Origin of the sequence: Seonamhaeicola maritimus (genome assembly GCF_008056315.1) — a bacterium.
In the GTDB taxonomy this organism is placed as follows: Bacteria; Bacteroidota; Bacteroidia; order Flavobacteriales; family Flavobacteriaceae; genus Seonamhaeicola; species Seonamhaeicola maritimus.
Genome location: NZ_VRKQ01000018.1, coordinates 3,772 through 18,039, shown reverse-complemented (window position 1 = coordinate 18,039; position 14,268 = coordinate 3,772). Strand labels below are relative to the sequence as shown.

Sequence of the window (14,268 nt, the reverse complement as noted above, 5' to 3'; positions counted from 1 at the left end):
TTTAAGACTTACCTTAGAATATTTTAAATCTCGATTATCGATTAAAATAATGTATTTTTGAAATATGAGTTTTACTAAAACTACCGAGCAAGATTCGCACTATAACCATCTTGAAAAGATGAGTGTTGGTGAGTTACTTTCCAACATAAATAAAGAAGACCAAACAGTTCCATTAGCTGTTGAAAAAGTTATACCTAAAATTGAGGCATTAGTTGATCAAATTGTAGCCAATCTGAAATCTGGTGGAAGATTATTTTATATTGGAGCTGGTACAAGTGGTCGTCTTGGAATTGTAGATGCCTCAGAATGTCCTCCAACATTTGGGGTGCCTCATGAGTTAGTTATTGGACTTATTGCTGGTGGTGATTCTGCCATTAGAAAAGCAGTAGAATTTGCTGAAGACTCTATCAGCCAAGGATGGAAAGACCTTCAATCTTATCAAATTTCTGACAAAGATGTAGTTATTGGTATTGCTGCATCTGGTACTACGCCATATGTTATAAGCGCTTTAGAAGAATGCAATAAGAACAATATTATTACAGGTTGTATTACTTGTAATAGTAATAGTCCGTTATCTCGAGCAGCACAGTTTCCTATTGAAGTTATTGTAGGACCTGAATTTGTTACAGGAAGCTCTAGAATGAAAGCAGGAACAGCCCAAAAATTGGTTTTAAATATGATAACCACATCTACTATGATTCAGTTAGGTCATATTAAAGGTAACAAAATGGTTGATATGCAGCTTAGCAATAACAAACTGGTTGACAGAGGAACTAAAATGATTATGAATGAGTTAAATATTGTAGAAAAAGAAGCTCAAGAACTTTTAGCTAAATACGGAAGTGTTAGATTAGCAATTAAAAATTATAATGACTGAGACTAAAAGAACCGACAGAGAAGTTTTGGCCAAAGGCCTTAAAACAATGGGAGGCTCTTTAGCCTGCATGTTTATTGGACCTACACTTATTTATATTTCACAAACTAAATTAAATAAGCCCATTGATACCATAATGCTAGTCATTGCCATATTAATCTGTGGTCTTGCAGTGTTTTTTGCTTTTAAAGGCATAAACACCATTTTAGACAGTATGTTTAAAAAGAAATCTTCTTAGTTCTCCACGTTTGCTTTTGGAGTAGTAGGATTATACCCAAAATCAGAATCTTCAAAAGTGATATTCAACCCTTCCAAAATATAATTAATAATAGCATAATGATGAATGGTATGACTGTTAGCTTGAGAAAACAGGGAAGCCATGGTATATTGCATTTCAATTTTTCCTAAGCCTAAATCATCAATTACAGTAACTACTTTGTCCATTTCAAATTTAGAAGATTGTAACTTGTCCTCTATCATACTTAAATAAGATAAAGCATTGCAACATTGAGATTCTACATCCCTATTTCTACTTCTTGCTGTTAAATCAACAATGTTTTCCTGTGTAATGTTAAAAACACAATCATAAAAATCCAATATATGCCTTACATGAGTACCAACACTAGAATAATAAGGTGAAATAGAGGTGTTACACAAATCACTATCGTCAAGTTTTTCTAATAAATATCTAGATTTTTGAAGGGTTTGAAGAGTAGATTCAATAATAATATCCATGCAAACTAAAATAACTAAATAATTCGAAATTAAAAATTAAAAAATTAGTCATTTAATAGTTCTAACCTTACAATAAATTTAAATTATTAACTTAGTAAACTCCCCATAAGAAATAATTTGCCGATTTAATATTTTATGATTTGATTACATGAAAACTATCACCCATGTTTTCTTTATTTTTTCTTCACTGTTTTTTACGGCAATTAACTATGCTCAAACTGTAAGAGTAACAGCCCAAATACCTGAAAAGCAAATATCATTTCATAATCTTAATGTTGACAAAGGGCTTTCTCAAAACAGTGTTGTTTGTATTGCACAAGATAGTATTGGGTATTTATGGTTTGCAACTCAAGATGGTTTGAACAAATATGATGGTAAAACCTTTAAATACTACAATAAACAATTTGAAGATGTCACAAAACTCACCTATAGCAAACTTGGAAAGATATACATTGACAAGACCAATACTATGTGGATTATTTCAAATTCTGGAAAATTGGAAAAATACAATCCTGTAAATGATGACTTTACTCTTATAGAAAATATTTCATCTGTTAGTAATTTATATCAAGACGAAAAACTTAACCTTTATATTGGCACATACGAAAAGGGACTTTTAGCTATTAACAGAAAAACAAAAGATACGGTTCAAGTATTCAATAAAGAAGACCAAACAAAGACCATTTATGATTTTTTAGAGCTAGAGAATCATATTCTAATTTCTGCTTCTAACGCTATTTATAAAGTAGCCAAGAAAGATTTTAGTTATACCAATGTTGTTTCCAGCAATCAACCAATTAACTTTAGTACGCTTACCAAATTATCTGATAGCACAATTAGTATAGGCACTTACAGCCATGGTTTATATTTGTTAAACAGCAATGATTCAATCACCAAATTTAAAGGGTTTAAAAATCATGCTTTCCCTACAGATTTAAATATCGAATCAACTTTATTAGATAGGCACAATAGATTATGGTTAGCCACCTATGGCAGAGGCATTTATGTTGTGAATTTTGATAAAAAAATCATTGATAATTTCATGGTTCAAGGTCACAATCCTTATGCTTTACATTATAATGATGCTCTAGACCTTTATCAAGATTTCACTGGTAATATTTGGGTGGGAACTGATGGTGCTGGATTAAGTTATTTTGATGAACACCTTTTAAAATTTAATGTACTAACTAATGACCAATTACCCAGAAACGTGAATGTTGATGTTGCCAGAGCAATTAGTGTAAACCCGAAAGACAATCTGGTTTGGGTAGGTACTTCGGGAAAAGGGCTAACATCTTTAAACCTTAATACTAAAGAATTCAGAACATATACAACCAACAACTCTTGTTTGAAATCAAATCGAATAATGAGTTTAAAACATATTGACGATGAACTTTGGGTAGGATATCAAGATAAAGGTTTAGATATTTTTAGTGAAAATAACGGCTGTGTCACATATAATATTAACATTGAAAAAGAACTTCAAACTACACCCATATGGTGTATATCTCAGGACATAAAAAATAATATTTGGTGTGGAACTGGCGGAAAAGGGCTTTTGCTAATTGATAAAAACCAAGGGATTTTAGAGTCTTATACTCATGAAGAGTATAATCCTAATTCCTTATCAAGCAATAATATAAGATCAATTTGTAAAGGGAATAATGGAGTGCTTTGGATAGGAACTGAAGATTCAGGTTTATGTTCTTTGAACCCAGAAACAAAAAAAATAACCAGATATAAGGAAATTCCTGATAAAATAAAATCAATGCATTATGATTCGGAATCTGACATATTGTGGGTTGGGACCAATGGAAAAGGATTAAAAAAACTCAACCCACAAACTAAAGAAACTAAAGCTTACACTATTAATGATGGACTTCCTAATAATGTTATTTATGCCATAACAAATGACGATAATGATAATCTGTGGTTAAGTTCCAACAGAGGTATTACCATGTTTAAAGAAACATCAGGAGCTCCAGTCATTGTTAATTATGACCAATACGATGGGTTACAAGCATTTGAGTTTAACACTGGTGCTTCTTTTAAAGACCATAATAACAATATGTATTTTGGCGGATTAGAAGGAATTAACTGGTTTAAACCAGAACAACTTACTTTGAATCAGGTAAAGCCAAGAACCATAATAAACGATTTTATGCTATTTAATGAAAGTGTAGAATTAGTGCGCAATCAGGTTTTTAAGCATGATGAAAACACTATTAGTATAAGTTTCTCTAGCTTACACTTTTCACAACCAGAGCTAAATAATTACAAGTATCAACTCGTTAACCATGATACAGATTGGATTGAATCTGGTAATATAAATACTGCCTATTATAGCAATTTAGAACCTAACACCTATACCTTTAAAGTTATTTCAAGTAATTACGATGGCATTTGGAATGAAATACCAGCAGAATACACTTTCTCTATTAAAAAAGCATGGTTCAACACCATACCCGCTAGGCTTAGTTATATTATTCTTGGACTGCTTTCGATATTAGGGGTCTATAGATATTTTAAATGGCGTTGGCATATGAATGCACAGTTAAAACTTGAGCATGCAGAAACACAACGCCTCAAAAGTTTAGATGAATTCAAGTCTAAATTATTTACCAATATTTCTCATGAGTTCCGCACACCGCTTACCCTTATATTAGGTCCTGCAGAACGTCAGCTATCAGATAAAAATGTTTCTCAAAAAAATAAAGAAGACCTTTCATTAATAAGTCAAAATGCTAAACGTTTATTAAACTTAGTAGATCAATTAATAGACCTAGCAAAACTAGAAAGCGGTCATATAAAGTTGAATGTTGAAGAAGGAGACCTTTCATCATTAATCCATCAATTAATAAGTGCCTTTAAATATCAAATTCAAGAGAAACAAATTGATTTAAAAACAAAAATAAGTGCTATCAATTCTGCTTGGTTTGATAGAGATATTGTTGAGAAAATAGTGGTTAATTTAATTGCCAATGCTGTAAAATATGCTCCCAAAAAAGGTTTTATAAATTTTAGTTCAATTTTACAAGACAATCATGTGGTTATTACCATTATTAACAATGGCAGCAACATTAAAGCTGAAGAAGTAAATAACCTTTTTACAAGATTTTATCAAGAAAACCCAGACTCCGATGGTGTTGGTGTTGGTCTAGCCTTGGTAAAAGAACTGGTAACCTTAACCAATGGAAGCTTAATAGCAAATGCCATCAATGAGGATGAAATTCAATTTACCGTAACCATTCCAATTAAAAAAGAAGCTTTTAAAGAAAGTGACATCATTGAAACTCCAACTTCCTCAGAAACCAACACGATTATTGATACTGCTGAAATTAACAATGAAAGCAATGAAGAAGATAATAACCTCTCCACCATAGAAAAACCAATTGTTTTAATTGTTGAAGATAACAAACAATTAAGACAATATATAAAATCTATTTTAGTTGATAAGTATAAAATAATAGTGGCCGTAAACGGTAAAAAAGGTCTTAAAAAAGCATTAAATAAAATTCCTGATTTAATTATTAGCGATATCATGATGCCCGAAATGGATGGTATTGAACTCTGTAATACCTTAAAAAGTAACACACTCACAAGCCATATACCTGTCATACTATTAACAGCAAAAACCGGAGAGCAAAGTGAATTAGAAGGGTTAGATGTTGGAGCCGATGATTTTATATCTAAACCATTTAACTCCAAAATTTTGGTTAAACGTGCTGAGAATCTAATCAACTTTAGTAAATCTCTTCAAAAGAGATATTCACAACATACCAGTTTAAGACCAAAAGATATTGCGGTTAATAATTTAGACGAAGCTTTTTTATCTCAGATTGAAAATATATTAAAGGAACATCTATCCGAATCTAATTTTAATGCTCAGACATTTAGCGAACTTATGGGTATGAGTAGAATGCAACTTCACAGAAAATTAATGGCTCTTACTGGTTTATCTACATCACAATTTATCAGGTCTCAACGTTTAAAATTATCCATTACATTGCTACAAGAATCAGATTTAACCGTTTCAGAGGTAGCATATCATGTTGGTTTTAATACCGTTTCTTATTTTATAAAGTGTTTTAAAGAGGCCTACAACAATACACCAAACAACTATATATCAAATAGTTAAACACTATGTTACATATGTAATATCATTTGTTACATAAATGATATCCTCTTTTACAAAGGCTCAGTACTTTTACATCACAATAAATTCTTAAACCCATTTTAAATGACTCAAGAAGATGTTTTAGAAAAAGAAAATGGCAATAAGAATATTATATATCTAAGCATAGATCATTTAAAAAAAGGGTCATACAACTTACGTATCACCTTAAAAAATAAAGTTATAAAGTCAGTCTTTTTCAATAAAGACAAACTATAAAGATGCTATTAATTGATGTCAAAAAGGGGGCAATGAATCATGTACATTGAAGTTGTCCCTTTTTTATTTTACAAATGGCTCTTTACCTACATTACAGATTAATAGCAACAAATATTTTAAGTTTCACTTAATACCATAAGTCATGAAAATTAGGTTTCTATTAATTATTACCATGCTTTTCACCTATAACCTCTCACATGGTCAATTATTAAAAAAATTAAAAAAGAAAGCAGAACAAGCAGCAGAACGTAAACTAGAAGAAAAAGTAGAAAAAGAAACTTCCAGAACAATGGATTCTGTGCTTAATCCAAGTAAAAAAACAAAGAAACAAGAATCTCCAGATTCCTCAGAATCGGAAAGTGAACAACCAAATAAAAAAGTTCTGGTACGGGGAGGCAGCGGAAACAATCCACCTTCAAATGAAAATGAGAACACCTCTCCATCTAATGGTGATGGTTCAAGTCAAAATGAGCAAACATCAAATATAAATCATCAACCATGGGCTAAATACAACTTTGTCCCCGGAGACCATATCATTTTTGAAGATGACTTAACAGTTGAAGAAAGTGGTGAATTTCCATCCCGTTGGGATTTATTCCAAGGCACTGCCGAAAACGCTTCTTTAGGTTCTAACAACATTATCAATTTTGAAAACAGAGCCATTATTACACCTTTAATGGATAAAGACGATTATTTACCGGAGGCTTTCACCATAGAATTTGATGCCTATTTTGAAGATGTTCCAGGTACATGGCAAAGTTACAGGCTAAGATTTTGGGAAGGACAACATCATCTCAGTGTGAGTAGAGAAGAAAATTATCACCCCTTACATATTCAAAATAACGGGGCAAAGTTTCAGATTCGTGCCAAAGGTAAAGACAGAAAGTATAATGGAGAAGGCGATCAGTTCAAGGAAAATATACCTGGGTGGCGACATGTAGCAATTGCCTTTAATAAACGTACTTTAAAAGTATTCCTAGATCAGCATCGGGTGCTTAACATCCCCAATCTTAATCTTAAACCAGCAATTGTAAGTATTGAAGGCTACTCTTATAGAGACGGTATTAGAGCTATTAAAAATATCCGTATAGCTGAAGGTGGAAAAAAACTATATAATCGTGTCATGTCTGAAGGCAAATTTGTAACCCGAGGTATTCTTTTTGACGTCAACAAAGCCAGCATTAAAAAAGAATCTATGGGTGTGCTAAATCAAGTAGCAAAAATGATGAACCAATATGCCGATATGAATTTTAGAATTGAAGGACATACCGATAGTGATGGCGCCAACGATTATAATCTACAACTCTCACAACAACGTGCCGATGCAGTCAAAGCTGCTTTAACAAACCTAGGGATTGATACTTCCAGAATGCAAACCAAAGGAATGGGTGAAACCATACCAATTTCTGATAACAAATCACCTGAAGGTAAGGCAAATAACAGACGCGTAGAATTTATTAAAATTTAAAAATCTCACAGAAAATGAAATCTCTTATATCAATCTTTTTATCATTTTTTTGCCTGTGTTTACACGCACAATCATCCTTTTCAGATGCTCCTTCAGGGAAGCAGGGTGACTTCCCCGCTAATTGGGACTTAGTTAGAGGGAGCGCCGAAATTGCTTCACTAAATGGCGAGTCCATTATTTATTTATCCAATAAAGCCATTATTAAACCCAAAATTGAAGGCAATAATTATCTAAGCAATTCTTTTACACTTGAATTTGATGCATTTTATGATGAGCTGAGTAAAATTGCAATACACCAATATTATGAAGTTCGCTTTTGGGAAGGAGATAGCTATTACGTGCCAAATAAAAGTAGCAACTTTTTCAACCCATTATATGCGTACTGCCATGGTGGTAAAATAGATGGTAGGCTTAATGGTTCAAAAGTAAAATATGATGGATATAAGCAATCAATGAATTCTGCAAAAAATGAATGGAGACATATAATTATTTCTTACAACAATGGAGCTTTTAAATTAAGTATTGATGGTTTTCAAGCTATAAACATACCAAACCTCCCTTTTAGTCCACAAATGCTTTCTATTGGTGCTTTCTCCAATGAATATGGTGATTTTGTTAGAGCAATTAAAAATATTCAAATCACCGGAATTAAATTCACGAATTCTAGCAATAATTCTAAAGTACAGGGCACAAGAGTTGTATTAGTAGTGGACAAAACAACTAAGCAAGTTAAGAATATAGAATTATTTGAAACTATGAGGAATAAAGAATTAGTTAATAAGAAATATCAGAATAGTACTTTCTATTCCGGTATACTATATGGTGGGTACTCCATTAAACCTGTTAACAATTCAGCGATGTCATTTAATATGAAAAAGGAATATATCCCAGGAGATCAATTTATTCCCGGTGATCAGTTCATTCCAGGTGATCAGTTCATTCCAGGAGATCAGTTTATTCCCGGTGATCAGTTCATTCCAGGCGACCAGTTCATACCTGGAGATCAGTTTATTCCAGGTGATCAGTTCATTCCAGGCGATCAGTTCATTCCGGGTGATCAGTTTATTCCAGGTGATCAATTTATTCCAGGTGATCAGTTTAACCTAAAATCAATTAATACAAAAATTATTGCTATAAAAGATGGTAAAATTCTATTAAGAACTATTAATAATTAAACAATTATGATAAACAAATTATTAAGCATAGTACTATTAATAACCTTTATAGGTAGCACTTCTCCTAAAAAAATTGGAAAAACCATATACAAAGCCATTAAAAGCGAAAATATTAAAACCGTAGAAAGTCTAATTCTCTCAAAAAATGAATTTTCAGAGCTCATGCAAAATATGGATCCTAAACCCAAACAAGAACAAATTGATATGATGCTAAAAAATTATGATGATAGAAAGAAAAGGTTTCTAGATTCCTATTTTGATGATATTAAAGAATATGATTTAAGCACCATGAAAGTAGAAGCCATAGAGTATGGCTACCATATTGGTAAACCAGGTAAAGATTTAAAAGTAACATGGCCAGAATCTAAAGACTACAAAATTAAATACAATAGCTCTGAATTGGTCAAAATTCAATATAGTGTAAAACTAAAAGATGAAACTAATAGCTATTCATTACAATTTGAAATGATGAACTATAAGGATGAATGGCGGTTTATAAATATGTTAAGACCGCCATACATCCAAACAAACGAATAAGTTTGAGGTTGCAAAATTCAACTTAAAATAAAGCAATTATGAAACCTTTATGCGCATTGATGTTTTTAACGGTGTTCCTTTTAGGGAGTACTGCGCAAGCACAATTGCTAGATGCTCTTAAAAAAAGAGCTAAAGAAAAAGGATTAGAAACCCAAGAGGTATCTTATGATCCAAACGCTGCTCAACAAAATAGCACCAACTACACTGAAATAGAGATTAACAAAGCAGAAGATTTTTTTACAAAAGATGTAATCATGGAAACCTATAATGCCAATGATGCATTAGTACAAACCTCTTTTTTTGATAAAGAAGTTATTGCCATGAGAACAGAATCTAGAGTAACACCAAAGCCAATTTACCATGACAGAAAGGGTAAATTCTATGCGTATAATGCTGAGATAGGCAAATACGAAAACATGTCTTTATTACCAAGTAGCTCCATGGGTTTTATGACTGCAGGTATGACCACACAAGTTTACAAACTGCCACAAGAACCCTATTTCGAGGCATTTGAAGCATTATCCAACTTAGACATTGCTATGAATTTTTTAGTGCTTGAATTAGCGTTTATCTATAAACCATTTCATTTTGAAGATGATGAAGCCTACAGTCTATCAGAAGTATCTTGTGGTAATAGAACATGTAAACGGTTTAACTACAATGACCAAGAATTAAAAGGTAGCTACATTCAATTTGATGACCATGACAGATTGGTTGAATTCTATATTATTTCAAAAGGCAAACAGCTAACACAAGATGAAAGGAATCCATCAGGAAAGTTCAAATACTACTATAAAGAATCTGAAGTCATCTTACCCGAAAACGTGGTAGAACGCTCTATGGTTCCAGGTCCTTTAGGTAAAATCATTCCATTAGAAAAAGGCTTAGAGCCTTGGAAACATAACAAAAAAGACAAAAAGAAAAACTAAATATCATGAAAACAAAAATTTTGGTTTTAATAGTATTAAGCTTAGGGCTTATATTCCCAATACAAGCACAACAACCTAACCTAAAAAGTTTATTAGGAGGCAAAAAAAACGTAAAACTGCCTGCCAGTTATCAATTTGAATGGAAATATAAAGTCACTATTACAACCAAAGGCAATCAAAATTTAGATATGATATATCTGATAAAGCCAAACGCCAATTACTTTGGGGTACAAATGGAAAGTAAAGAAGCCAAACAAATGGATTTTATGTGTGTAGTGGCAGACATGAATCTAAATGCATTCACCATGTTCATGGAATCTGCGGGTAGAAAAATGGCTATGCCACAAGGCATTCCAAAAGACTTTGGTAAAAAAGCTAAAGACCCTAATTATACTTATAAAGAAATTGGTACAAAAGAAATATTAGGTTACAAATGCTTCGGAATGCAAATAGAAGATGATAGCTACATAGCAACTGTTTATTATACCATAGAAGCGCCTATCTCCTTCAAACAATTGTTTCATTACTCTAAAGATGCAGCTCCCAAAGGCTTTGACCCTGCACTTATTGAAGTTATGAAAGACGAAGCCTTAGTCATGGAAATGAATGCAGAACATAAAAAGAAAAAGAAAGAAAGTTTTACTTTCAAGGCAGTAAGCCTTAATGAAGAAGCAATTTCTATCAACACTAAAGAATATAATTCTTTAGGATTTTAATGCTTTTTTAAAATCTCGAGTATCGAGTAAAAACTAACCAACCAATATCAAAATTATGAAGTGTGCTTTCAAATGTCTTTTACTATTCTCTTTTTTGGGTTTTAGTATATATGGGATATCCCAAACCACAGAAGAAGAAAGAATAAAAAAGTTGCAAGACAGTATAATAAATCTGCCTCACATGAAAGCCATGTTTGAAGCGAATCCTCAAATGAAAGAACTGGTAATGCAGCAACTAAAAGCTGAACAAGAGCAGAAACAAAAAGTCCGAACAGTTCAGAAAGTAAAGCCTAAAAACTCAAATAAAGGTTGGTATTGGGAAAACACCATAGCAAGCACCAATAATAGGTTTAAAGAATGGTCTGGTGGTGAGGCAGATATTAATATGATTTACAAAGGTTCCGGATTCAAAACCTTTAAAATTGGTGTTATAAAAGCAGATGGGACTATTGTATTCAATCTACCAAATCAAGTGAATACCCAAACATCTTTAGAGCGCAATTAGGTCCACAAGGCCTCATCTTCGATATTTATAACAAAGGAATAGCAAATTATACAAATAAACAATCAGGATTTATTACAAATATGAGTTTTCCAATTTTACAAAATGGCAAACATATTGGCAACTTAACTATAGGAAATTCAGTTAAAGTTACTAAAAACCTAACAACACAAAGCGCCATAGATTCTGGTGATGAAGGCTATATACTCTACTGGGCATATGCTAACGAAAAATGTGGAATAAACTTAAACCAAAACTGGAACGGTGAAGTTAGAAAAGATGGTACCAAAACCAGAACCATACAAACAACTGTAAACTATAACCTGAATTTTAAACCAGGCTGGAATCTTATTAAAACTGAAGTCATAGGCAAATATCAATTAGAGCACGAAAGAGGATTAGATAAATCGTGGTTCAAAAGCCATAGGCACTCAGTAATTGAAGGCATACCAAAGAACATTACCTATTTTTTTAGGAAAACTCCATACTAACCAACCAATTATAACTCAATTATGAAAATTCAAAAAGCCTTATTAGCAGTCGCTTTAGTTTTAGCATTTGGTTGCAAAGCAGAAAAAAAAGAAACCGTCATTGAAATAGTTACTAATGTGATGGATTTTGTAACAGTAGATACCGTTCCATCTGGTTGGAATACCTTCAAGTATATTAACAAATCTACCGAACCTCATTTTGTTTTATTCGATGATTATCCTGAAGGTAAAGGAGAAGAAGATGCTAAGAGGGTGGTTGCACCAGTTTTTGAAAAAGGGATGCAACTAATTATTAAAGGTAACATGGATGAAGCTATGACCGCTTTTGGTGAACTTCCAGAATGGTTTAGTAAAATTGTCTTTGTAGGTGGATCAGGCTTAATTTCTCCAGGGCAAGAAAACACATTTACTTTAAATTTAAAACCAGGCAATCATATTATTGAATGCTACGTTAAAATGGAAAATGGTATGTTTCATACGTCCATGGGAATGGCCAAAGAAATTTGGGTAGCAAAAAAAGACAGTGGCAATTCACCTCCAAAAGCAGATATTAACATATCTATTTCCAGTACAGAAGGTATTTCTTGGGACAAAGACATAATAAAAGGCAAACATACCTTTGCGGTATATTATAAAGACCAAATGGTTCATGAAAATTTTGTTGGTCATGATATTAATTTGGTTAGACTAGATGACAATGCAGATCTTAATGCATTGGAAGCTTGGATGAATTGGTCACTTCCTAAAGGCTTATCTAATCCTGCTCCTAAAGGTGTTACCTTTTTAGGGGGCACAAATGATGCGCCTACCGGTAGTATACAATATTTTAAAGTAAATCTTGAACCTGGTCTTTACGCTTTTATCTCTGAAGTACCAAATTCAAGATCAAAAGGTCTATTTAAGCAGTTTACCATACCGGAATAATCAAAACATTTACCATGTTACATATCTTTAACTATTTGTTACATATGTGGTATGGTTAGAAAATATATTTAAATAACTTCGAACGTCTCCCCTACAAGTATCATTAATAGCAAAGGTTTTTTATAAGCCTATGCCTCCAATCTTATAGTAAATTTTAAAAATTGTTGAACATAATATTGTGTTCAACCCTAAATAATTGTGTAACATTTAAAATTTAATAAGATGAAACCAGTATTACCAACCAATCGAAAAAACAAAAGTCAAGTACTTTTAAAGACAATTTTAACAAGTTTACTCTTGTGTTTTGTGTTTAACAGCTTTAGTCAAACTGTTCACACTGTAGATAACCGGCCAGAGTCTGGAGCCCAATTTCTGCAAATACATGAAGCCATAGCAGCTGCAAATCCTGGGGACATTATTTATGTACACCCCTCACCTACTGCTTATCAAAATACCACAATAAACAAATCAGTTACCATTATTGGTCCAGGTCATAACCCAGCAAACTATAATGGTTTGAGAGCTCACATTAACTATTTATACCTTGGTGGAAGCGTCCCAAATACAGTTATTAGTGGTATGAGTATGTGGCATTGTGGCCCTAATGGTTTGTCAGATGGTTCTGGCTTACATTTTATTAATAACAGGGTTTCTATTAGTCTTAGTGCTTCTCAAGGAACATGCAATGATTGGATAGTAGAAGGGAATTACTTTGATGTGAGCTATTCAGCAGCAGTTATAAATACACATGCTACGATTACCAATAATATGCAAATACGCAATAATATTATAGAAGGAAGGATTACAAATTTAAATCACACAAATATAGTTACAAACAATCTCTTTATTCAAGCAGACCCAAGTGGAGATGCACAAGTGTTTAATGGTATTTCAAGTATAACCAGTCCAATTGTAACCAACAATATGTTTGTCTTTACAGATCCAGATATTACCGGTCTTACAAATTCAGGGAGTACCCCGGTTACTTATACAAATTGTTTAACATGGAAAATAAGTGGTGCAGATTTAACACCTCTTTCGGGTACAGGAAATTTAGATAATACAGATCCATCATTTAGCAATATCCCTACAGACTTATATGATTTTTACAATAACGATTATACCTTACAGGGAGGTTCTTCTGCAATAGGTGCTGCCACAGATGGAGGAGATATTGGCATTTTTGGACGTGGTTTTCCTTTTGACACTACTGGAAGACCACATTCTATGCCCCATCCAACGGAAATGACTATTACAAATACAGTGGTACAACCTGGGCAAGACTTAAATGTAACCTTTAAGGCCACCCAAAAAAACTAAGTCATGAAAAAGCTAATATTAATAAGCTTTTTATGCGGTTTTTTTGTCAATCTATGCTTAGGTCAAGATATTATAGAAGCCGAATATTTCTTCGACACAGACCCAGGGGTTGGTAATACCGGTAATACCTTACCTGTTACTCAAGCTGGTGTAATTGATGAAACCTTCGCTATCTCTACTACTGGCCTAACAGATGGTTTACAC

Annotated in this window: 15 protein-coding genes; 14 read left to right on the top strand and 1 reads right to left on the bottom strand. The window is 32.7% G+C overall.

From position 1 onward, the window contains the following. The first annotated feature begins 64 nt into the window (after positions 1-64). Together murQ and FUA22_RS15055 are read left to right on the top strand one after the other, a co-directional pair. Positions 65-877, top strand: a complete 813-nt coding sequence (gene murQ / locus FUA22_RS15060; RefSeq protein WP_147769421.1) for an N-acetylmuramic acid 6-phosphate etherase — start codon at positions 65-67, stop codon at positions 875-877. Then, on the top strand, positions 870-1,112 hold the full coding sequence (locus tag FUA22_RS15055) for a DUF6095 family protein (protein WP_170309944.1): 243 nt from the start codon (positions 870-872) through the stop codon (positions 1,110-1,112). Before murQ ends, FUA22_RS15055 begins: the two co-directional genes overlap by 8 nt. Here the strand turns inward: FUA22_RS15055 and FUA22_RS15050 are convergent. Continuing rightward, positions 1,109-1,609, bottom strand: coding sequence for a DinB family protein (locus FUA22_RS15050; RefSeq protein ID WP_147769419.1), 501 nt, complete (start codon positions 1,607-1,609; stop codon positions 1,109-1,111). The two genes, FUA22_RS15055 and FUA22_RS15050, sit on opposite strands and share 4 nt — an antisense overlap. A 148-nt stretch (positions 1,610-1,757) precedes the next feature. Here FUA22_RS15050 and FUA22_RS15045 point away from each other — a divergent pair, with 148 nt between their 5' ends. The 12 genes from FUA22_RS15045 to FUA22_RS18485 all read left to right on the top strand — a co-directional run. After that, positions 1,758-5,747: a hybrid sensor histidine kinase/response regulator transcription factor gene (locus FUA22_RS15045; protein WP_147769418.1), complete on the top strand. Its 3,990-nt coding sequence runs from the start codon at positions 1,758-1,760 to the stop codon at positions 5,745-5,747. Positions 5,748-5,849: 102 nt separating this feature from the next. Beyond that, entirely contained in the window at positions 5,850-6,002 is a 153-nt protein-coding gene (locus tag FUA22_RS18490) for a hypothetical protein (RefSeq protein ID WP_170309943.1), read from the top strand. A gap of 142 nt (positions 6,003-6,144) precedes the next feature. Then, positions 6,145-7,470 (top strand): OmpA family protein, encoded by a 1,326-nt coding sequence (locus tag FUA22_RS15040; protein ID WP_147769417.1) that lies wholly within the window; start codon positions 6,145-6,147, stop codon positions 7,468-7,470. 14 nt (positions 7,471-7,484) lie between these two features. After that, positions 7,485-8,645, top strand: coding sequence for a hypothetical protein (locus tag FUA22_RS15035; RefSeq protein ID WP_147769416.1), 1,161 nt, complete (start codon positions 7,485-7,487; stop codon positions 8,643-8,645). Positions 8,646-8,651: 6 nt separating this feature from the next. Beyond that, positions 8,652-9,182, top strand: a complete 531-nt coding sequence (locus tag FUA22_RS15030; protein ID WP_147769415.1) for a hypothetical protein — start codon at positions 8,652-8,654, stop codon at positions 9,180-9,182. Positions 9,183-9,220: 38 nt separating this feature from the next. After that, positions 9,221-10,111, top strand: a complete 891-nt coding sequence (locus FUA22_RS15025) for a hypothetical protein (protein ID WP_147769414.1) — start codon at positions 9,221-9,223, stop codon at positions 10,109-10,111. A 5-nt stretch (positions 10,112-10,116) separates the two neighbouring features. Further along, positions 10,117-10,827 carry a DUF4412 domain-containing protein gene (locus tag FUA22_RS15020; protein ID WP_147769413.1) on the top strand — a complete coding sequence of 237 codons (711 nt, stop codon included), beginning with the start codon at positions 10,117-10,119 and terminating at the stop codon, positions 10,825-10,827. Positions 10,828-11,008: 181 nt separating this feature from the next. Continuing rightward, positions 11,009-11,332, top strand: coding sequence for a hypothetical protein (locus tag FUA22_RS15015; RefSeq protein WP_147769412.1), 324 nt, complete (start codon positions 11,009-11,011; stop codon positions 11,330-11,332). Positions 11,333-11,412: 80 nt separating this feature from the next. Then, the gene (locus FUA22_RS15010; protein ID WP_147769411.1) at positions 11,413-11,820 is read left to right on the top strand and encodes a hypothetical protein; all 408 of its coding nucleotides are present in this window, start codon (positions 11,413-11,415) and stop codon (positions 11,818-11,820) included. Positions 11,821-11,841: 21 nt separating this feature from the next. After that, positions 11,842-12,744, top strand: a complete 903-nt coding sequence (locus tag FUA22_RS15005) for a hypothetical protein (RefSeq protein WP_147769410.1) — start codon at positions 11,842-11,844, stop codon at positions 12,742-12,744. 222 nt (positions 12,745-12,966) lie between these two features. After that, positions 12,967-14,064, top strand: a complete 1,098-nt coding sequence (locus FUA22_RS15000; RefSeq protein WP_147769409.1) for a hypothetical protein — start codon at positions 12,967-12,969, stop codon at positions 14,062-14,064. A gap of 3 nt (positions 14,065-14,067) precedes the next feature. Further along, the coding region (locus tag FUA22_RS18485; protein WP_170309942.1) for a hypothetical protein at positions 14,068-14,268 on the top strand (201 nt) is incomplete at its 3' end.